Origin of the sequence: Arthrobacter sp. 9V, from assembly GCF_902506065.1 — a bacterium.
Classification (GTDB): domain Bacteria; phylum Actinomycetota; class Actinomycetes; order Actinomycetales; family Micrococcaceae; genus Arthrobacter.
This window is the reverse complement of the sequence record NZ_LR732912.1, coordinates 2,433,246-2,451,913: the sequence shown is the minus strand read 5'-3', so window position 1 is coordinate 2,451,913 and position 18,668 is coordinate 2,433,246. Positions and strand designations below refer to the sequence as shown.

General features: G+C 60.6%; 17 protein-coding genes. 5 read left to right on the top strand and 12 right to left on the bottom strand.

The window, feature by feature from the left end:
• Position 1: 1 nt before the first annotated feature.
• The 5 genes from BACI9J_RS11430 to BACI9J_RS11410 are packed head-to-tail and all read right to left on the bottom strand — an operon-like array spanning position 2 to position 4,084.
• Positions 2-1,489, bottom strand: a complete 1,488-nt coding sequence (locus BACI9J_RS11430; protein ID WP_159734486.1) for an aldehyde dehydrogenase — start codon at positions 1,487-1,489, stop codon at positions 2-4.
• Positions 1,479-2,216 carry an alpha/beta fold hydrolase gene (locus BACI9J_RS11425; RefSeq protein ID WP_159734485.1) on the bottom strand — a complete coding sequence of 246 codons (738 nt, stop codon included), beginning with the start codon at positions 2,214-2,216 and terminating at the stop codon, positions 1,479-1,481. Before BACI9J_RS11425 ends, BACI9J_RS11430 begins: the two co-directional genes overlap by 11 nt.
• Positions 2,217-2,227: 11 nt before the next feature.
• Entirely contained in the window at positions 2,228-2,782 is a 555-nt protein-coding gene (locus BACI9J_RS11420; protein ID WP_159734484.1) for an amino acid synthesis family protein, read from the bottom strand.
• Positions 2,779-3,387: an amino acid synthesis family protein gene (locus BACI9J_RS11415; RefSeq protein ID WP_159734483.1), complete on the bottom strand. Its 609-nt coding sequence runs from the start codon at positions 3,385-3,387 to the stop codon at positions 2,779-2,781. Before BACI9J_RS11415 ends, BACI9J_RS11420 begins: the two co-directional genes overlap by 4 nt.
• Positions 3,388-3,403: 16 nt before the next feature.
• Entirely contained in the window at positions 3,404-4,084 is a 681-nt protein-coding gene (locus BACI9J_RS11410) for a GntR family transcriptional regulator (protein ID WP_159734482.1), read from the bottom strand.
• A 141-nt stretch (positions 4,085-4,225) separates the two neighbouring features.
• On the opposite strand from BACI9J_RS11410, the gene BACI9J_RS11405 reads away from it, so the two are divergent.
• The 5 genes from BACI9J_RS11405 (at position 4,226) to BACI9J_RS11385 (ending at position 9,401) form a co-directional block, all read left to right on the top strand.
• The gene (locus tag BACI9J_RS11405) at positions 4,226-5,176 is read left to right on the top strand and encodes a flavin reductase (protein WP_159734481.1); all 951 of its coding nucleotides are present in this window, start codon (positions 4,226-4,228) and stop codon (positions 5,174-5,176) included.
• 101 nt (positions 5,177-5,277) lie between these two features.
• Positions 5,278-6,708, top strand: a complete 1,431-nt coding sequence (locus tag BACI9J_RS11400; protein ID WP_159734480.1) for a purine-cytosine permease family protein — start codon at positions 5,278-5,280, stop codon at positions 6,706-6,708.
• A 104-nt stretch (positions 6,709-6,812) separates the two neighbouring features.
• Positions 6,813-7,322, top strand: coding sequence for an NUDIX domain-containing protein (locus BACI9J_RS11395; protein ID WP_159734479.1), 510 nt, complete (start codon positions 6,813-6,815; stop codon positions 7,320-7,322).
• 10 nt (positions 7,323-7,332) lie between these two features.
• Positions 7,333-8,826, top strand: a complete 1,494-nt coding sequence (locus tag BACI9J_RS11390) for an NAD-dependent succinate-semialdehyde dehydrogenase (protein ID WP_159734478.1) — start codon at positions 7,333-7,335, stop codon at positions 8,824-8,826.
• 26 nt (positions 8,827-8,852) lie between these two features.
• A complete protein-coding gene (locus BACI9J_RS11385) occupies positions 8,853-9,401 on the top strand; it encodes a cysteine hydrolase family protein (RefSeq protein WP_159734477.1) in 549 nt (182 codons plus the stop codon).
• A 74-nt stretch (positions 9,402-9,475) separates the two neighbouring features.
• Here BACI9J_RS11385 and BACI9J_RS11380 read toward each other — a convergent pair whose 3' ends face one another.
• Genes BACI9J_RS11380 through BACI9J_RS11350 form a run of 7 tightly spaced genes read right to left on the bottom strand, consistent with a single transcriptional unit; the run spans position 9,476 to position 18,575 of the window.
• Positions 9,476-10,501 carry an SDR family NAD(P)-dependent oxidoreductase gene (locus BACI9J_RS11380; protein ID WP_159734476.1) on the bottom strand — a complete coding sequence of 342 codons (1,026 nt, stop codon included), beginning with the start codon at positions 10,499-10,501 and terminating at the stop codon, positions 9,476-9,478.
• The gene (uidA, locus tag BACI9J_RS11375; RefSeq protein ID WP_159734475.1) at positions 10,498-12,354 is read right to left on the bottom strand and encodes a beta-glucuronidase; all 1,857 of its coding nucleotides are present in this window, start codon (positions 12,352-12,354) and stop codon (positions 10,498-10,500) included. Before uidA ends, BACI9J_RS11380 begins: the two co-directional genes overlap by 4 nt.
• 22 nt (positions 12,355-12,376) lie before the next feature.
• A complete protein-coding gene (locus BACI9J_RS11370) occupies positions 12,377-13,387 on the bottom strand; it encodes a Gfo/Idh/MocA family protein (RefSeq protein WP_159734474.1) in 1,011 nt (336 codons plus the stop codon).
• Positions 13,384-14,247, bottom strand: a complete 864-nt coding sequence (locus BACI9J_RS11365; RefSeq protein WP_159734473.1) for an ATP-binding cassette domain-containing protein — start codon at positions 14,245-14,247, stop codon at positions 13,384-13,386. Before BACI9J_RS11365 ends, BACI9J_RS11370 begins: the two co-directional genes overlap by 4 nt.
• Positions 14,247-16,031 (bottom strand): dipeptide/oligopeptide/nickel ABC transporter permease/ATP-binding protein, encoded by a 1,785-nt coding sequence (locus tag BACI9J_RS11360; RefSeq protein ID WP_236558666.1) that lies wholly within the window; start codon positions 16,029-16,031, stop codon positions 14,247-14,249. The genes BACI9J_RS11365 and BACI9J_RS11360 overlap by 1 nt, the downstream gene beginning before the upstream one ends.
• Positions 16,028-16,969 (bottom strand): ABC transporter permease, encoded by a 942-nt coding sequence (locus BACI9J_RS11355; RefSeq protein WP_159734472.1) that lies wholly within the window; start codon positions 16,967-16,969, stop codon positions 16,028-16,030. Before BACI9J_RS11355 ends, BACI9J_RS11360 begins: the two co-directional genes overlap by 4 nt.
• Before the next feature lie 49 nt (positions 16,970-17,018).
• Complete coding sequence (locus BACI9J_RS11350) at positions 17,019-18,575, bottom strand: ABC transporter substrate-binding protein (protein ID WP_159734471.1); 1,557 nt, start codon at positions 18,573-18,575, stop codon at positions 17,019-17,021.
• Between the last annotated feature and the right edge of the window lie 93 nt (positions 18,576-18,668).

Sequence of the window (18,668 nt, the reverse complement as noted above, 5' to 3'; positions counted from 1 at the left end):
CTCAGCTCCTCATGATGAACGGGTCTGCAATAGGGGACTCGTCTGTGTTGATCCAGATGCTCTTGACCCGCGTGTATTCACGGATGCTTTCCATGCCGTGTTCCACCCCGACGCCGCTGGTCTTGAAGCCTTCCCTTGGTGATTGGGGAGACATGGTGCGGTAGGTGTTGACCCAAATGGTTCCTGCTTCCAAACGGCCCGCCATCCTGTGCGCTCTGGCCAGGTTGGTGGTCCAGACGCCGGCGGCGAGTCCGTAGCTGGTGTCGTTGGCGAGACGGACCACTTCTTCTTCTGTTTCAAACGGCATGATTGCTGCCACGGGGCCAAAGATCTCTTCCCGCACCACCCTCATGGAGTTGTCAACGTCAGTGAGGACTGTGGGCTCGAAGAAGTACCCGCCGAGTCCGGTGTCGGGCCGCCCTCCACCGGTGAGGACAGTTGCGCCTTCCGAGACGCCGAGGTCCACGTAGCTGGCCACTTTGTCGCGCTGGTCCTGGAACGCCAGCGGACCGAGTTCCGTGGCGTCCAGGAGGGGATCGCCAATGACGATGCTCCGGGCACGATTGGCAACGCGCTCGAGGAGTTCGTCGTAAATGGATTTGTGCGCGAAGACACGGCTTCCGGCGATACACGTTTGGCCTGCAGCAGCAAAAATACCGGCCACCACTCCCATGGACGCGTTGGCAACGTCAGCGTCGCCGAACACAATATTGGGGGATTTCCCGCCCAGTTCCAGTGTTGATCCGATAAAGCGGCTTGCAGTGGAGGAAGCGATCCGGGCGCCCGTGGCGGTGCTACCGGTGAAGGAGATCTTAGCCAAACGGCGATCATCCACCAGTGCGGCACCGGCCTCGGCACCGAATCCTGTCACGACATTGATGACGCCGGGCGGGAACCCCGCTTCATCGGCGAGGGCTGCGAGGCGAAGGACGGTAGCCGAGGTGTATTCGGAGGGTTTGATCACGATCGTGTTGCCGGTGGCCAATGCCGGGGCCAGTTTGCTGGTGGTGAGTGTCAGTGGGGAGTTCCACGGCGTGATGGCACCAACCACGCCCAGGGGCTCACGCAGCGTGTAGTTCAGCATGGTGCGGCTTGAGCCGGGAATGGTGTCGCCTTGGATCTTGTCGGCCAGGCCGGCGTAATAGTAGTAGTACTCCGGCATGGCAGCGAGCTGGGCGCGCATTTCACGCAGGAGCTTGCCGTTGTCCAAGGACTCCATCCGGGCGAGCTCGTCGCCGTGCTCGCCGATCAAGTCGCCGAGTCGTCGGAGCAGGTGACCGCGTTTGGTCTGGCTCAGATCCCGCCACGCCGGGTTCTCGAAAGCCGCGGAAGCGGCAGACACGGCCTTGGAAACGTCGGCTTCGTTGCCGCGTGCGGCGCGGTAGAGGACGTCCAGCGTTGCGGGGTTGCTGCTCTCGAAGTATTCCCCGCCCGACGGCGCAACCCAGTCGCCGTTGATGAAGTGTTCGTAGCGGCGTTCAGTGGACATGTGAATGCTCCTTGATGAAGGCTGTCAGGTCTTTGGCGAGCTCTTGGGGACGCTCCACCGGCATCATGTGCCTGGCCCCTGTGATAACGGTGTAAGTGCAGCCGGGAATGGCGGCAGCGAGCCGTGAGCTCATTTCCGGGGTTGACCCTGGGTCAAGTTCCCCGGTTACGGCGTGCGCGGGAACCTTGATACGCGGAAGCTCAGGTGCGATTTCCGCATCTGCTGTGGCGAACACCCGGTAGCAGGCCAGGAACGATCGGGGATCGTTGCTCAGCAGGACCTTCCGGGTTGATTCGATGACTTCCGGCGCCACTTGCGAGCCGTCCGGATACCAGCGACGGATGGATGCTTCCACGGTGCCAGGGAAATTGGCTTCCGCTGAAGCCAGGCGGCTCATGACGGCCGCTTGCTCTTCGGCTGTCCTGTCGCAGACTGAGGCGACGGAAACAAGCGACGCCACCAGGTCGGGCCGGTAACGGGCCAGATGCTGGGCGACGAGGGCGCCCAGCGAGAACCCCACAACGTGGGTGTCGGGTTCCAGGCGCTCGGCCACATCGGCAGCGAGCCCGGCCAGTGTAATTCCTTCGATGGCCTCCCCACGGTCACCGTGGCCCAGGAGCTCGATGATGTGGATGTCAAATTCCGGTTCCAGGAATTCACGGAGCGGCCCCCACATGGACCCGTCGAGCCCGACTCCGTGGATGAGGGCGATGCGGGCGCGGTTCACCGGTAGTGCTCCTACTTTTCTTCCGTGCTGAAGGCGGCCAGGCGCTGCTGGGGTCGTCCCTGGGCTGCTGCGGCCAAAGCGATCACGATTTCATCGGCGTGCGGGGCATCGTTGATCCGTACCTCGATGCTTTGGTGGTGGGACCTGATGGTCGCGTCGGTGATGTGCTTGAGCGGGATGTCGAATACGACGCCGGCAGGCCCGCGCTTTTCCACTGCCGGCAGGAGGGTGGTGGCCTTGGCGGCGTCACGGTAGTGATTTCCGAAAGCAAGCGTGTGGATAAGCCCGGAACCATGTTCGATTTCGCCGTTCAAACCCACGATTGCGGCCTTACCGTAAGCCTCGGCGGGGGAACCAAGGGCTTCGAGTACACGCGGAGCGAGCAGCGCGCCAAGGTCCGAGGCGTGGGCGTTGATACCTTCAGAAAGGTCCTCGACGAAACCTTGACCGGCCCAGGGATTCTTGATGATTGCTGCCACGACGGCCACCCTGGCGGCAGGGTTGACGTCCCTGCCCCCTTCGGTGAGGACGTCTTCGGTCAGCGTGACAATCTTACGAATGCTCATGAAACAAGTTCTCCTAGGGTTTCTACTTTGACGATGGGGTCGGTGAGGCGGTCGCCGATGCGCGAGTGGGGCCTGGGCCCGGTGGAGGCGCCGAGGACCACCACGATCTCGCCTGGACGGGGTGCGTCACCGATGCGCGTGGTGATGGTTTGGTAGTGGGTGCGGGTTGCTGCCGCATTCTTGTGCCAGAGGGGCACAACGAGCGAGGCGCCGGCGTCGGCACGGTCGTCTGCGAAGCAGATAATGGACTCGCCTTCGAAGTACTCGCGGACAAGATTGCCAAAAAAGGGAGTGTGGATGAGGGCGGCGCCATGCTCAATTTCACCGTCACTGCCCACAAGCGCCGCTTTGCCGAAGGCTTCGATGGCCTCCACGCCGCCGAGGTTTGAAGCTAGGACATCGGTGAGCTTGCGTGCAAGCACCGGAGCGAGCTGAACCACTTCCTGGCCGAGGTCATCAGTTGCCTTGCCTCCCAGCCAAGGGTTGGTGACTACGGCAGCGGCTGTCGCCCGCACTGCCGGAATGGCCGGGGCCTGGCCATTCTCGAGGAGGATTTCCTCGCTGTAGTACACAATTTTGCGGATGCTGTTCTGTGGATCGTTCATTATTGGTTCTTTTCCTTTAGTACCGGTGATCGTTCGCCGGGTCGGTCAGCGCCTCGCGGGACGAGGCGTGAACGTGGTTCCTCATGGCGGATTCTGCCCCGAAGGGGTCCTTATGCTCGATCATCTCCAGGACCGCACGATGTTCACGTGTGGAAGCTTCGAGCCTCCCGGGGTGTTCAACCGTGCGCAGCACCAGACGCTGGTAAGCAAGCTGGTTCATGAGCCGTTCGTAGTGCTCAATGAGTTTCCGGTTATCAGATCCCCGGACGATCGTCCAGTGGAACTCGTGGACCAGCCGGGCATAAGCATCTGTGTCATGAGTGAGCGATGTCATCTCGGACTCCTCAAGGTTCCGTCGCAGTATCGCCAGCTCGGGGACCTCCCCCCGGCCCGCAAGAAGGGATGCTGCGAGGCCCTCCAAGGACTCCTTGAGTTGGAAGAGCTCAATGATCTCCCTCCGCGTTGGCTCCCGAACAAAGGTGCCCACTTTAGGGCGGATCTCCACCAGTCCCTCATGCTGCAGCTGCTTCAATGCCTCGCGGATAGGGGTCCGGCTGACATCGAATTCCTGAGCCAGGAATGCCTCAGGGACTACGGCGCCCGGAGGGAAGTCACCACCCAGGACCAGTCGTCGGATTCGATCCAACAGTCCGTCGCGGTCAGACGGTGCGGTTACTTCTTCCACGTTCTCTTGCATGCATCACAGCTTATGTTGCATACATCAGTGACGTCAACGGCCTGAGCCCTTTTGGACTAGAAACCCCTAATTTCCGCAATTTACCTGTTATTTTGCATGCCCTCTTGACCTCAACGTGTGAGCTAGCTTACCGTCATTGGTATGCAACAGACGCTCGAACCACTCATCACTTCAGCCTGGCTCGCCGCCTGGGACAGGGGAGACCTTGACGCCCTGGACGGCCTCGTAACCCCCAGCTACACACGCACCAGCAAGGCGACGGGCGCTACCGTCGACCTCGCCGGACTCAAGTCGGAGATCGCTGCCGTTCGGGAAGCCTTCCCGGATCTGCGCACAACGGTCGACGATGTCGTCGAAGGAACCGGCACAGTCGCCGTTTTCTGGACTTCCACAGGAACCCACACCCACGAATACCTGGGCGTTCCGGCCACCGGCCTCACCGTCCAGACCCGTGGCTCGAACATCCTGATACTCAATGACGGCAAGATCGTGAAAGAAACAGTCACGTGGGACGGCAGCGAACTGCTGGCCGGCCTGGGGATCCGGCCCCTCCGGGGTATCGCTGCCCCCGTTGTTCCGGTTGGTGGAGAGGGCGCGGGGGAGTTCGCAGAATTGGACCCCTCGCTGATGAAGGCCTTCAACCGCCAGTTCATCACCGGAGTCACCGTAGTGACCACAAAAGAAGGAGATACTCCGAAGGGGTTGGCAGCCAACTCGTACTGCTCTGTTTCCCTGGAACCGCCCCTGGTGCTGGTCTGCGTGCAGAAGACCTCCAGCACCTACCCGGCCCTTTTCTCTTCGAGCCACCTCGGCATCAATATCCTCGGCACGGAGCAGCTGAACACTGTAAAGACCTTTGCCTCGAAAGCTCCGGACAAGTTCGCCGAACTCCAGTGGCATGACGGGCCCAAGGGAAGTCCCTTGCTGGATGGTTCGGCCGCTTCCCTTGAAGCTGAAATCCAGGAACGTTTCCAAGCCAAGACCCACACGGTCTTCATCTGCAGGGTCCGCCATGCAGAAATCAGTGAAACTGCACCCATGGTCTACAAGGCCGGGCACTTTTTCGACGGCGCAGAACTCGCCGAACTCTAAACGGCCGGCGCGGCTAACCATCCTCGGACAGGAAACCAACCGCGCCGACCGAACTGCTCGTAAGCAGCGCACCTAGGTGCGTCTCCAACATTAGGACAATAATGAGCCCAGATACCATCCGCGCTGCAGAAAGCAGCGTTGCTGAGGACCGCGGCTACCGCGATAGCCTCACTAAAATCGAGCCCTACGGCATCGAGCACATCCCCGAGGTGGAGCGTCACGGCAAGCCGCGTTCCCAGTTCTTCCTCTGGTTCGCTGCCGGCATGAACTTCCCCATCGTCGTCCTGGGCTTCAGTGCCACCTACTTCGGCCTGCCCTTCTGGGCAGCAGCCCTGGCCATTGTCCTTGCCGGAGTGTTTTCTTCGGCAGGGATGGGTTACCTCTCGGCAATGGGCGTACGCCTCGGAATTCCGCAACAAATGCAGGGACGCGGCCCGCTCGGGTTCATAGGCAACCTGTTCCCGGTGGCCTATGTCAACGTCTTCGCCGGCATCGGCTGGGCTGCAGTGACAGTGATCCTTGGTGGCCAGGCGATTGCGCTGCTCACGGATATTCCCTTTTGGCTTTCATCGTTGATCCTCATGGGAGTCCAGCTCGGAGTAGCTGTCATTGGCTACAACCTGATCCACTTCCTGCAGCGAATCCTGTCCTTTGTCCTGGTGATCGGGTTCGTTTTTATCACCGTAGTAGCTGCAGCCAACGGACGAATCGAAACTGACTTCAACTCCACGGCAGCGGGCTTCAACGGCTTGGGAGGGTGGATCATCTTCTTTGGCTGGTTCTTCTCCTTCATCGTGGCCTGGATGCCCTTCGCCTCGGACTACTCCCGCTACCTCCCCAACACGGCTGCGAACCGACGCGGTGCAGGCTGGGCCACCATGCTTGGCAACTTCGTCACCTTGGTCTGGATGGGCATCCTGGGAACCCTTTTGGGAACCACCACCACGGCTACGGACAGCATCGGTGCGCTGAAAGAGCTCATGGGTCCTTGGGCTGCAGTGGGACTCGGCGTCGTAGCCCTGTCCTCCTTTACGCAGAACTTCCTCAACGTCTACGGCGGTGCAATCTCGATCCAAACCATGGGTGTGCCGGTCAAGCGCCACACTGCGGTGGTGTTCATCTGTGTCGCCTCGTATCTGGTGGCTCAGTGGGGCCAGACAGGGTTCAACGAGGGCTTCACCGCGTTCTTGAATCTGACCGCCTACTGCATCGCCCCCTATGTAGCTGTCCTGGTCTGCGACTACTTGTTCGGAGGTCGACGCACCGATAGGGGCTTGCGGGAACTCTTTGATAAGAGCCGTAAGTTCGAGTGGGGTTTCGTGGCCTGGGTAGCTGGCGTAGTGCTGTCGTCTCCGTTCTGGATGTCCTCGATTTACACCGGCCCCATAGCCGCAGCGTTCCCCCAGATGGGAGACCTCTCCTACTACATTGGTGCAGGCATCGCAGCAGGCACGTACATGCTGACTCATCGACGCAAGCGTCTGTCCGGACTGGAAATGCTGGACCGGAGCCCGGGCGCACAAACCCTGTAACCGCACCACAGGCAAGGTTGGGGAGTAGGCCACCCGGGCTCTCCCCAACCTTGCCGATGTCTCCGCCGCCAGATGCCAGGGAAACAACTGCAAAGGAGCCCCCGTTGAGCACCACAACACTGCAGAGGACAAGCCCGGAAGCCCACTTATACGCATCCTGCTCAACCCGGACAGTCGTGGCTGTAGTAGTGGAATGGCGCGGCAGGATCGCCCTCTTCAAACGCAGCCGGTTTGTAGGGCATGAGCGTGGTCTCTGGCACTGCGTTACCGGATACCTCGAGCCAGCCGTGTCCCCGCTCCAGCAAGCACTGATCGAGCTCAAGGAAGAGGCAGGCTTGGAACTCCAGGATCTTGACAGCTTCACGGTTGGAAACCAGCTTGAGATCCATGACCCTGCCGGCAACCCGTGGTTGATCCATACCTATACAGCAGTCAGTCGCCGGCGTCGGCTAAAGATCAACTACGAACACGACAGCTATCGATGGGTCGCCCCGGATAAGATCCGGCGGTTCTCCAACCGGGTTCCCTGGCTGGATACCGTCCTCCACGGAAGAATGCCCAACCGCGAGGCGAATGGCGGCCCTGCAATCCAGAACATGAAGCATCCACACTAAGGAGCCATCCGTGGCCGAACACGCTACTTTGACAATTGACCGGGAAGCGGAGCTGCTGGCGTCCGTTCCCACCGGCTTGCTGATCGGCGGGCGGTGGCGTGACGCGTCCGACGGCGGGACGTTCGATGTCCATGACCCGTCCACTGGTGAGGTCCTGGCGACGCTCGCGTCCGCCACGAGCCAGGACGCCGTGGCAGCCCTCGACGCCGCCGATGCCGTGCAGGCTTCCTGGGCTAGGACCGCGCCGCGGGAACGGGCCGAGATCCTGCGCCGTGCGTTTGATCTCGTCATCGAACGAGCCGACGACTTCGCCCTGCTCATGACCCTGGAAATGGGCAAGCCCTTGGCCGAAGCACGCGGCGAGGTCACCTACGGCGCCGAGTTCCTGCGCTGGTTCTCGGAGGAAACCGTCCGGGACTACGGCCGGTACCTCACCACCCCCGAAGGCAAGAACAAAATCCTGGTCCAGCACAAACCCGTGGGCCCATGCCTGCTCATCACGCCTTGGAACTTCCCGCTGGCCATGGCAACCCGCAAGGTAGCGCCCGCGATCGCCGCCGGCTGCACCATGGTCCTCAAACCCGCCAAACTCACGCCACTCACGGCGCAGTACTTCGCCCGGACCATGCTCGACGCCGGCCTGCCCGCGGGTGTCCTCAACGTCGTCGCGTCTTCTTCCGCGTCCGGGATCTCGGGGCCGCTGCTCGCGGACTCCCGGCTCCGGAAGGTCTCTTTCACCGGCTCCACCCCGGTGGGGAAGCGTCTGATGGCGGACGCAGCCCAGAACGTGCTGCGCACTTCGATGGAATTGGGCGGCAACGCCCCGTTCATCGTGTTCGAGGACGCGGACCTGGACAAGGCGGTGGAGGGGGCATTGGCAGCGAAGATGCGGAACATGGGTGAGGCCTGCACCGCAGCGAACCGGTTCCTGGTCCACTCCTCCGTTGCTGCGGAGTTCACGGCCAAGTTCGCGGACGCGATGGGCGCTTTGGTGACCGGCCGCGGCACCGAACCGTCCACCCAAGTCGGGCCACTGATCGACGCCGGAGCGCGGGAGGACGTGCACGCCCTGGTGCGTGCCGCCGTCGACGCCGGTGCTACCGCCCTCACAGGTGGTAAGCCCGCGGAGGGTCCCGGCTACTTTTACCCGCCCACCGTGCTCGCGGACGTACCGAACGACGCGGACATCCTCCGCCAGGAAATCTTCGGACCCGTCGCCCCAGTGACCACGTTCGAGACCGAACAGGACGCCATCGGCCTGGCCAACGCCTCCGAGTACGGCCTCGCCTCCTACCTTTACAGCCGCGACATCAACCGTTTACTCCGGGTCGCGGAACAGATTGAGTTCGGCATGGTGGGATTCAACGCCGGCGTTATCTCCAACGCCGCAGCACCCTTCGGCGGCGTCAAACAATCAGGCCTCGGCCGTGAAGGCGGCTCCGAAGGCATCGCCGAATACACCACCACCCAATACATCGGCATCGCCGACCCCTACGCACACTAAGAAGGCCGAAAACAGTGAACACCCCGATGCCAGCAACACCGAACAGCGAGGCGAAAGGCCAGCTGGTAATCATCGACATGCAGCGGGCATTCCGTCAGGAGGGGGATTGGCACGTTCCGCGCTATGACGAAGCGGCGCGGACCATCGCCCGCCTGGTATCCGCAGGATTCGAGCCAGTGGCCACTCGATTCGTCCCGGACCCGGCAGAACCTGGTTCATGGTCGTCCTACTATGACCGCTGGTCGAGCATGCGCTTGGATCCCGCTGACCGGATCTGGGATCTGAAGCTTCCAGGGGTGGAGGTCGGCAGCTCCATGGACCTGCCGACCTTCACCAAATGGGGCGAGGCAATGGCCGGGCTCATCCCTGTGGGGGGAGAGCTCATTCTTGCGGGCGTGGCCACCGACTGCTGTGTGCTCTCCACCGCCCTTGGAGCCGCCGACGCCGGCCGGTACGTGACCGTCGTCGAGGACGGCTGCGCAGGCCAAAACGACGAAGCACACGATCAAGCCATCAGTCTCATGCGGTTGCTCTCACCGATGATCAACGTCGTCCGAAGCGAGACCCTGTTCTAACCTCACGTTATCCTGGCGGTCGCGGGCTTGAGCTGAGAATGGTGGTTTGCGCGACGTCGTGGTCAGTTCAGCACCTACTGAACTGACCACGCACCGTCCGATGGCAGGACGGCTCCGGAGATGTTGGTTCCGTCTTCGCTGAGGAGGAACGTGATGGAGGCAGCCAACTGCGAGGCCACAGCAACAGGGGGAATGATCTGCATGAAGGGTCCCAACCGGTTCGCGCCGAGCTCGGATCCAAAGGTGGCCTCGATGCCTGTTGCAACCGGGCCCGGGGCCACTGCGTTGACGCGGATTCCCTGAGGTGCGTACATAAAGGCGGTACTGCGGGTAAGTCCGAGAACTGCATGTTTGGAAGCGGTGTACGCCAGTCCTGCAGAATTGCCACGTAGTGCAGCTTCGGAGGCAACATTTACGACCGAACCGCGCCCGGCGGCCATCATGATCGGAAGTACGGCGCGGGTCAGGCGGAACATTCCGTCCACGTTGACCGCGAACACCCGGTTCCAGACCTCATCGGCCACCTCGTGCAACGGGGTCATGTCGTCCATGATTCCGGCGACGTTTGCCAACGCATATACCCGGTCTCCAGCGGCTTCAACAATCCTCAGAATGTCTTCTTCCTTGGTGATGTCGGCCTGGACGGTTACCACCTCAGCCTCCGGGTGATCCATCGCCAGTGCCTCAAGCCGGGCAGCTGCGATGTCTACGGCAATCACCCGTCCGCCTTCCCTGGCAATCCTGGAGGCAGTGGCGCGGCCGATACCCGAGCCGGCGCCCGTGACGATCACAGTCTTACCCAGGAATCTGCCATCGGTGATGCGTTCTTGCCAAAGGGTGTCGTCGATGTCCTCGGCGTCCGCCTCGGGTTCGATTCCCCCATTTGCTTCCCTGACCAGATGATCAAGTAAAGACTGCGGGAACTGTCCGCCACCGAGTTCCACGAGCTGTTGCAGTGCAAGGTGATCGATGGGTTTCAGGGCTGATTCGTCCTGACCGGCCTCCTTTAGCATTCCCCGAAGAAGGGGACCGCCAGCGGGATGGGCGAGCCATTCCCGAATAGGGCGGGAGCCGGTCAGTGCCTTGGTGTGGTTGGTCATTTTGCTCCTTCGAGAGCCGGTGCTGCATTGAGCTCGGCTGGCACATTTTCAAGAACTTCTGTTTCCTCCACAGCGGGCTTGGCACGCTTGAGACCAGTCCAACGGGCACGCAGGGCGTGTGCTGCTGCTTTTGGTTTTCTATCCCGGCTGAAAACACCCTTACGGTTGCCGTCCACACGGTGGATGCCGTTGGACGTTTGGAAGTCGGCAAAGTTCCAGACGTGTTCCCCTACAAAGCCGTCAATCCTGTCAAAGACCCGGTGGTTCATGGCCAGGAAGGACTGCTGGTACTCCTCGCTCCAAGGCATGTCCCAGATGGAGTGTTGTCCCGGCATGGTGTCTGCCCCGTATTCGCTCATCATGATGGGTTTGCCGAAGGCCTCCACCCAACCGCGGAGGTCACGTTCAAGGTAATTTTCTGCGGTCTGAAGGTCCCCGGTGAAGATGTACCAGCCGTAGTAGCGATTAATGCTCAGGACGTCGAAGAGATCCGCGATTTTGTCGTTCTGGAAGGTGGCAAACATGACGGCGGCGTAGGTCAGGGGACGGGTTGGATCGAGCTCACGGGCGAGCTGGACGAGAGGCTCGAAGAACTCCCGTGCGCCGTCCTCGTTGGAGGCCGGTTCGTTGGCGATGCTCCACATGACAACGCTTGGATGGTTCTTATCGCGTGAGATGACCTCGCGGAGGTGCTGCGCGTGGGCTGCTTGGGTTTCGTGGTTGAAGGTTTCCGGTGAAAATGTGGGTTTGGGGCCCACCCCTGTGAGCCCTCCCTGCACCCCCAGGTTCAGCCCGACGGCTGCGGTTTCATCGACGACGACGATGCCGTGGCGGTCCGCGAATTCCAGCACCTCCTCCGCATAGGGGTAGTGCGAGGTCCGGAACGAGTTGGCTCCCACCCAGTCCAACAACTGGAAGTCGTGCACAAGGTAGGCGTTATCGTGACCCTTGCCCCGGACGGCCGTGTCCTCGTGCTTGCCGAAGCCCGTAAAGTAGAAGGGCTCTCCATTGATGAGGAACTGGGTCCCGCGGACTTCCACCGTCCTCACACCGAACGGTTCCGTGTAACTGTCAATGACGTCTTCGCCGTCGAGGAGCTCTACCACCAGGTTATAAAGGTAGGCTGCGCCGGGTTGCCACAGCGAGACATCCTCGATAGTGAGTGTCCCCTGAGTGCCTTCGGCCGATGAAACTTCCTGGCCTGTAACATCCAAAGCCCGGACGCGGACCGGCGTCTTGTGACTTGTTTTGACCGAATAGTCTATGACGCCGGTCCGGCCAATAACGCCGGTAACAACAGTGATGTCGCTAATGTGGCGTTCTGGTTTGCTGTAGAGCCACACTGATCGTGCCAGGCCAGCGTAGTTATAGAAGTCATGCAGGTAGGTCTGTTGGCGTCGCCCGTCCTGGCTGACGCTGATGCTGCCCGGGGGGATAGTGGCACTGGTCAGTTCATTGTTCACCCCAACCGTGAGCCTGAATTCATCTCCGGGCGAGAGGTGGTCCGTGATGTCTGCTTCAAAAGGTGTGTAGCCGCCTACGTGCCGGGCTACCAGGACGTCGTCAACATAGACCTTGCCCTCGTGCGTAGCTGCGTCCAAACGGAGCAAAATTCTTTCGCCGGTCCAGCCCCGCGGTACACGTACGGTCCGCTGGTACCACACCCAGCCCACGTGGTCCCGGATCTTCTGGTCGGCAAAAAGGTCGTTGTAACTCGACGGTACGGCGGCCTCGAGATTTCCTCCCAGAACACCTCTCCAGGGTTCCGGGACGTTGGGATCCTCCAAGGCAAAGCGCCATAGGCCGTCCAGGTTGATTAGTTCGCGGGTAGTTGTAGAGCGGGGCTTAAGCAATGTATTTTCTCCTGCTTGGCTGTCAATGAGATAACTGGCTTGCGATGGTGTCCAGGGTGCGGAACACGGCAATCGTGTCTTTTGCCGGATGTACCGGGTGTTGGGTTGCCCCGGCACGGATTGCTTCGCCGGCGGCTCTGAGCATGGGGACGTAGCCGTTGCCCTCGCGGGCGTGATCGATGGGTTCAGGGGCGAACATTTTTTCCCAGGAACCTGCGTGGATTTGGAGGGTGGTGGATGTCCAGAACATGCCTGGGATGGTGATCCAGCCCTTGGCGCCGCTGATGGAGGCGGAGGGATCGACGAATTCGGTCATTGAACTGGCGCATTGCGCAAACTCGCCCCCTGCGAAGTCAAGGGTGAAATGTTCGGCGAAGTCGAGACCGTCGGCCCTCAGGCGGCCATTGGCCGTTATGGATGTTGGCTCACCGAAGATTGAGTGGGCCAGTGTCACCGGGTAGATCCCTTGGTCAAGGAGCGTTCCTCCGCTGCGCTCAATATCCCATCTGCTGCCACCATCGGCTATCAAGGGAAAGCCAAATCCTGCGCGGATGCTGGAAGGCTTTCCGATGATTCCGGTGCGGAGCAGCTCGAAAAGGTGTTCGAATGCGGGGTTGAACTTCATCCACATTGCTTCCATGAGGAAGAGTCCTTGGCGTTCGGCAAGTGCAAAGAGGTCTTGCACTTCATCCGCATTCAGTGCCATGGGCTTCTCGACAACCACATGTTTGCCGGCATTCAGCGCTTGGCGCGCCATGGCAGCATGGGTAGCGAACGGCGTGGCGAGATACACAACGTCAACGTCAGGGTCCATGACAAGCGAATCGAAGTCCCCGGTCCACCTGTCCAGGCCGAAGTCCTCTGCGAAGCCGGCAGCTTTCGCCGGGTTTCGGCTGAAGATCATTTCCACGTGATTTCCGGGCAGGAGCTGTAGATCCGGCACTATGCTGCGGGAGATCGTTCCGGCCCCGGCAATAGCCCACCGCAATGGAGCTTGGGGACGCCGCGCCTCATCCACGGTTCCAACCGTCATCCTGGAACTCCCGCCTGGACTTGCTGTTTCCGGTGCAGCTCAGCGAGGCGATGACGATCTGCCCGGCGTTTCTCCTGTTCCACAGGGTCTGCGATGGGTGCAGCCAGCAGCAGTCGCTGGGTGTAGGGGTGCTCGGGCGTGGAAGTTACCCGGTCCGCGGGGCCGGTTTCAACGATGTCCCCCCTGTAGACCACGCTGACGCGATGGCTGATGTGCCGGACCACGGAGAGGTCGTGTGAGACGAACAAGTAGGCAACGCCTGTGCGCCTTTGGATGTCGATGAAGAGGTCCATGACGCGGGCCTGTGTGGAAAGGTCCAATGCCGAGACGGGTTCGTCGCAGACAATGAGTTTGGGTTCGGGCGCAAGGGCCCGGGCTATGGCTACTCGTTGTCGTTGTCCGCCGCTGAACTCCCGGGGCAAACGTTCGGCCGCGTCCCCGGGCAGGCCGACTTGATCCAACAGCATCCGTACCCGGGTCCGGGCTTCAGGGGCACTTGTTCCTTGGACCACCAGAGGCTCACTTAGGGTGTCCCCGATTGTCAAGGATGGGTTGAGGGACGTGTAGGGGTCCTGGAACACCACTTGGATGTCTTTGGACAACTGACGGCGTTCCTTGGGCGTGGCGTGGGTGATATCCGAACCTTGGAAGGTGATGCGGCCCGATGCGGGCCTGACAAGCCCAAGGACGGCCCGGCCAATGGTAGTTTTGCCGGACCCTGATTCCCCCACGACGCCGAGAGTCTCACCTTTGGCGATTGACAGGGACACTCCGTGCAGGACCTCCACTTCCCTGGGCCTGAAGCCCCGGCCCTTGAAGGCGACGCGAAGGTCTTCCACGTTCAACAACTGCTGTGTCATCAATTACTCCCCGGGATAGCCGCCGAGACGGAAATGGGTTGGTCGGTCCGAACGGTGTGTTCGTCAAGGATGGATCCGAGGAGCATCTGCGTGTAGGGATGTTGAGGTTCCCGGAAGAGCTCCAGTGCTGTCCCTGATTCCACAACCCGGCCATCCTGCATCACGGCGATCCGGTCGCAGATGTCTGCCACCACGCCGAAGTTGTGTGTCACAAGCAACACGGCCATGCCCATTTCGGCTTGCAGGTCCCTTATGAGGTCCAGGATTTCGGCTTGGACAGTGACATCCAGGGCAGTGGTGGGTTCATCGGCGATGAGGAGTTTGGGACGACTGGCCACCGCACCTGCAATGAGGACGCGTTGGGCCATTCCGCCGGAGATCTGGTGGGGATAAGAGTCAAAAGTCCGTTCAGGATGTTCAATTCCAACACGCACCAGAAGGTCCATTACTGTTGCTCTTGCCTCCCGCCGTGACATCTGTGCAGAGGCGCGTATGCCTTCGACGAGTTGAGCGCCCACTGTGTAGGAGGGATCCAGATTGGACATGGGTTCCTGGGGTATGTAGGCAATGTCGCGTCCACGAAGGGTCCGGAACTCCCGTTCGGAAAGGCCAATCAAATTGCGGCCGGCCAGCTGTGCCCAGCCATGCGTGACCACGGCCTCCGGCGGAAGCACACCAAGAATGGCAAAAGCTGTTTGTGTCTTTCCTGAGCCGGATTCACCCACCAAGCCCAGGGTTTCACCTGCCTGTAACGTGAGCTCGACCCCTTTCACTACTTCCTTGAGTTCGCCCGAGGGTGTGGGGTAAGCGATGCCCAGGTCTCGGACGGACAGAAGGTCCGTCGTCGAGCCTTGGACGGCGTCTTTCGCGGGGATACGGCCGGCTTGTGCGGCCCGGGCTTTCACGGGTGTGAGTCTGACGCCCTCAAAGGCGTCCCTCAGTGAGTTCCCCAGCAAAACAAGGGAAGCTGTCAGTGTCCCAAGCATGACACTGGGCCAGATGAATTGGGTGGGGTCGACGTAGAGATTCGTGAAGCCGTCGGCGATCATCGCGCCAAAGCTGGGAACCAGTGTTGACCCTACTCCGAGAAAGGCCAAGCCGGACTGGAGGCTGATTGCGGAGCCGATAAGGAATGCGGTGGCGACGATGATGGGACCGCGGACAGCAAACAACACATGCCGACCCAGAATCCGCAGGTTGGACAACCCCGATACCCGCGCAGCGTCAACGTAGAGTTCGTTCTTGACCCCGAGGACCAGGTTCCTGACGATACGGTATACGCCGGGGGAGAGCAGTACCCCAAAGATGAGCATGGTTGCCCGGTAGTCGCCCTTGGTGACCGGCATCAGGACTATTAGCAGCAAGAGCCCCGGAAATGTCATGATGAGGCTGAAGACCCACTCCGTTGCGCTGCGCAGCTTTCGGCCGTAATACCCGCCGATCAGGCCAAAGGTGATGCCGATGGTCAAGGCAACACTGGCACCGATTAATCCTGCGATCAGGCTGGTACCGATTGAATGCAGAAGCCGCGAAGCGATGTCGCGCCCGTTTTGGTCGGCCCCCAAAATGTACCCCGGGGTCCCGGGTGTCGCGTTGATGGCATTGAGTTGGGCCTCATTGGGATCATGCGGCGCAATCAACGGCGTCAGGAGACCCAGGATGATGATGGCAAGCAGCAGAACCGAAGTGATGATGGCCTGGGGGTCCTTGGCGAGTTTCCTTAGCGGAGATTTCCGGGGTGGGGATGCAAGCCCCGGATCCACGCCGAGTTCTTCGATGCTCAATAGATTCTCGCCTTCGGGTTGAGCCAGCCGTTCACGACGTCTGTAATGAGGTTCACTATGACCACCAACATGACGCTGAACAGGGTGATGCCCATGATGATGGGGATATCGCCTTGGAGGGAGGCGTTGAATGCGTAGGCGCCGAAGCCAGGAAGCGCGAACACGTTCTCGATGATGAGCGCACCACCGAGCATTTGAATGAATTCAAGGGACAGGACCGTCAAGGCAGGACTCGCCGCATTCCGAAGCGCGTGGCGAAGAACAATTGAGCGTGTTGGTACCCCGCGGGTCCTCAGCGTACGGACGTAGTCCTTCCTGAGCTCCCCGATCATTGAGCCGCGGATTTGTGCGGCCATGCTGGCCACTCCACCGATGACGAGCACAATGACGGGGATGGTGATTGATGTGGCCCATTTCCCCGGATTCTGAGCGAAAGGAGTGAACCCGGTTGCCGGCAGCAACTTCAAATTCACCGCGAGAACAGCCACCAGGACAATGGCGATGAGCAAGCCGGGGACGACGTAGCCAATCAAGGACAAGCCTTGGGAGACCTTGTCAGCCAGTCCACCCCTTGTGGCTGCCCAGACGCCCAGCGCAACGCTGACGATCACAGTGATGATGAGCGCTGTGACCACGAGCGACAGGGTCACACCCAGCCGGGCGGCAACGGCCGGGGCTACGGGTTGACTGGTGAAAAGGGAGGTACCGAAATCCCCGGTCAGGACGGAGCCGAGCCAGTCCAGGTATTGGACGATGGCCGGCCGATCGAAGCCAAGTTCGGTCATCAATGCCTTCAAGGACTCTGGAGTCGCAGTAGCCCCCAGCCGTTCGCGGGCAACGGATTCCAAGGAGCCGCTGAGGAGGAAGAAGGTAATTAAGGTGACGAGCAGGGCAAGGACAATGCCTGCACCAAGTCGTCGTAGGGCGTAACTGATCATGAGTGGACTCTCGGCTTTTCCTTTGGCGTCCCTGAGCTCCTGGTTGGCATCATTTTCCGGACAGGCCGAAGTCACGTACGGTAGGCAAAACCACCCCGGTAGGGAGGAAATCAATGCCCGGAGCTGTGGCCCAGAGCGTGCCTACGTAGGCGATCGGTGCGTTCAATGCCTGCTTTACGGTGTATTCGTTGACCTTCTTATACAGAGCATCACGGGCTGTATCGTCCGGTTCGGTGGCAATGGACTGCAGCAACGTGTCGAACTCGGGGTCCTGCCACTTGAAGGGGTTGAGGAAGGCTTCAGGGGCGTACATGTCGCCGACTTGACGGCCTGCGCTGTTCAGACCGTAGAACCAAAGAACTGCCGGGTACTTCTTCGAGGCAATTGATGACGCTGTATTCTGCGGAGGCACGGGTTCCCACGTCACCTTCACTCCGATGTCCGCAAGAGCCTGCGTGATCACAGGCTCGAAGGACTGGGAGATGACCGTGCTTGGCATCGTCATGGAGAAACCGTCGGCGTATCCGGCCTCGGCCAATAGCTTGCGTGCCTTCGCCGGATCGAAGCTGTAGGTATCTTCAAGCCCGGGATCGTAGGCTCCACTGTTGGGGTCGAACACCTGGACCGTAGGCTTGCCTAGTCCGTTGAGGAGGGCCTTCACTACCTGTGCCCGGTCAAAGGCCATGTTGATGGCCTCGCGCACCTTTACATTGCCCAGGGCAGGAACGAGTTCTCCCTTCCGATCGGCCAGGACGAGAACCAGAGCGGCAGTAGCCTGCACCTCCTTGACTGTGAATCCGGCACCTTCGGCCTGCTTGCGTTGCGGGGCCTGAATCAGGGCTGCCTTTACTTCCCCTGCCTGGAGCGCGTTGTACTGGGCGGTCCGGTCCTGGATGACTTTGACCTTCACGGTTTTGAAGGGATAGGCCGAGGCGTTCCAGTAGTCATCCCGGCGTTCCATGACGTACTCGGTGCCGTCCACAGTTTTGTCCGATAGGACGTAGGGTCCTGAGCCTGTTGGGCGCAGCTTGGTGGTCTCTGATGCCAGCGTGTCCGCGTCGCCAATAACGCCTGTGGCCTGCGCCAGATAGTTCAGCAACGATGGTTCAGGAGCGGAAAGCTGGATGACTATCGTCGACGCATCGGGAGCGGAAATTGAAGAAACCTTGGCGAGCTTGGGCTGTTGCTGGCCCGGTGTGGTCCTGGTCCTCTCCAAAGTTGCTGCAACGTCCTTGGAGGTGACGGCGTCTCCGGAACTAAACTTCAGGTCGCTGCGAAGCTTGAGGGTCAGCGTGCGGAGGTCATCGGAATATTCCCAGCTCTCAGCCGCGTTCGCACGGATCTTGTTGTCCTTGTCCACCATGAGAAGGGTGTCGAAAATGGATGCCCAAATGTAGGACTGCTGTCCTTCTGCGAGCTGGGCCGGGTCCAACGAAGCCGGCTGGGCTTGAACGGCAATGCTGAGCTCCTCGTTGCGTGAGGAATTGCTTGCCTCCGATGCTGGTTCGGAAGAGGAGCAGGCCGCTGTGGAAAGTAGTGCCGCCACCGCGACTGAGGCTACGACCGCACGGGTCAGTGATGTGGTTCGGGACAAGACAGGAAACATGTCTTGGGACTCCTTTGTCATTGAGGAAAAGCTTTTGGAGATTTATGGAGGGCCATTGTCCGGGCCGTTTAGCCGGGAGTGACCGTAATCACT

Excerpts from the sequence above, each read along its gene's own strand:
- BACI9J_RS11430 (WP_159734486.1), bottom strand. The coding sequence starts at position 1,489 with ATGTCCACTGAACGCCGCTACGAACACTTCATCAACGGCGACTGGGTT.
- BACI9J_RS11420 (WP_159734484.1), bottom strand. The coding sequence starts at position 2,782 with ATGAGCATTCGTAAGATTGTCACGCTGACCGAAGACGTCCTCACCGAA.
- BACI9J_RS11415 (WP_159734483.1), bottom strand. The coding sequence starts at position 3,387 with ATGAACGATCCACAGAACAGCATCCGCAAAATTGTGTACTACAGCGAG.
- BACI9J_RS11410 (WP_159734482.1), bottom strand. The coding sequence starts at position 4,084 with ATGCAAGAGAACGTGGAAGAAGTAACCGCACCGTCTGACCGCGACGGA.
- BACI9J_RS11405 (WP_159734481.1), top strand. The coding sequence starts at position 4,226 with ATGCAACAGACGCTCGAACCACTCATCACTTCAGCCTGGCTCGCCGCC.
- BACI9J_RS11400 (WP_159734480.1), top strand. The coding sequence starts at position 5,278 with ATGAGCCCAGATACCATCCGCGCTGCAGAAAGCAGCGTTGCTGAGGAC.
- BACI9J_RS11385 (WP_159734477.1), top strand. The coding sequence starts at position 8,853 with ATGCCAGCAACACCGAACAGCGAGGCGAAAGGCCAGCTGGTAATCATC.
- BACI9J_RS11380 (WP_159734476.1), bottom strand. The coding sequence starts at position 10,501 with ATGACCAACCACACCAAGGCACTGACCGGCTCCCGCCCTATTCGGGAA.
- BACI9J_RS11370 (WP_159734474.1), bottom strand. The coding sequence starts at position 13,387 with ATGACGGTTGGAACCGTGGATGAGGCGCGGCGTCCCCAAGCTCCATTG.
- BACI9J_RS11365 (WP_159734473.1), bottom strand. The coding sequence starts at position 14,247 with ATGACACAGCAGTTGTTGAACGTGGAAGACCTTCGCGTCGCCTTCAAG.
- BACI9J_RS11355 (WP_159734472.1), bottom strand. The coding sequence starts at position 16,969 with ATGATCAGTTACGCCCTACGACGACTTGGTGCAGGCATTGTCCTTGCC.
- BACI9J_RS11350 (WP_159734471.1), bottom strand. The coding sequence starts at position 18,575 with ATGTTTCCTGTCTTGTCCCGAACCACATCACTGACCCGTGCGGTCGTA.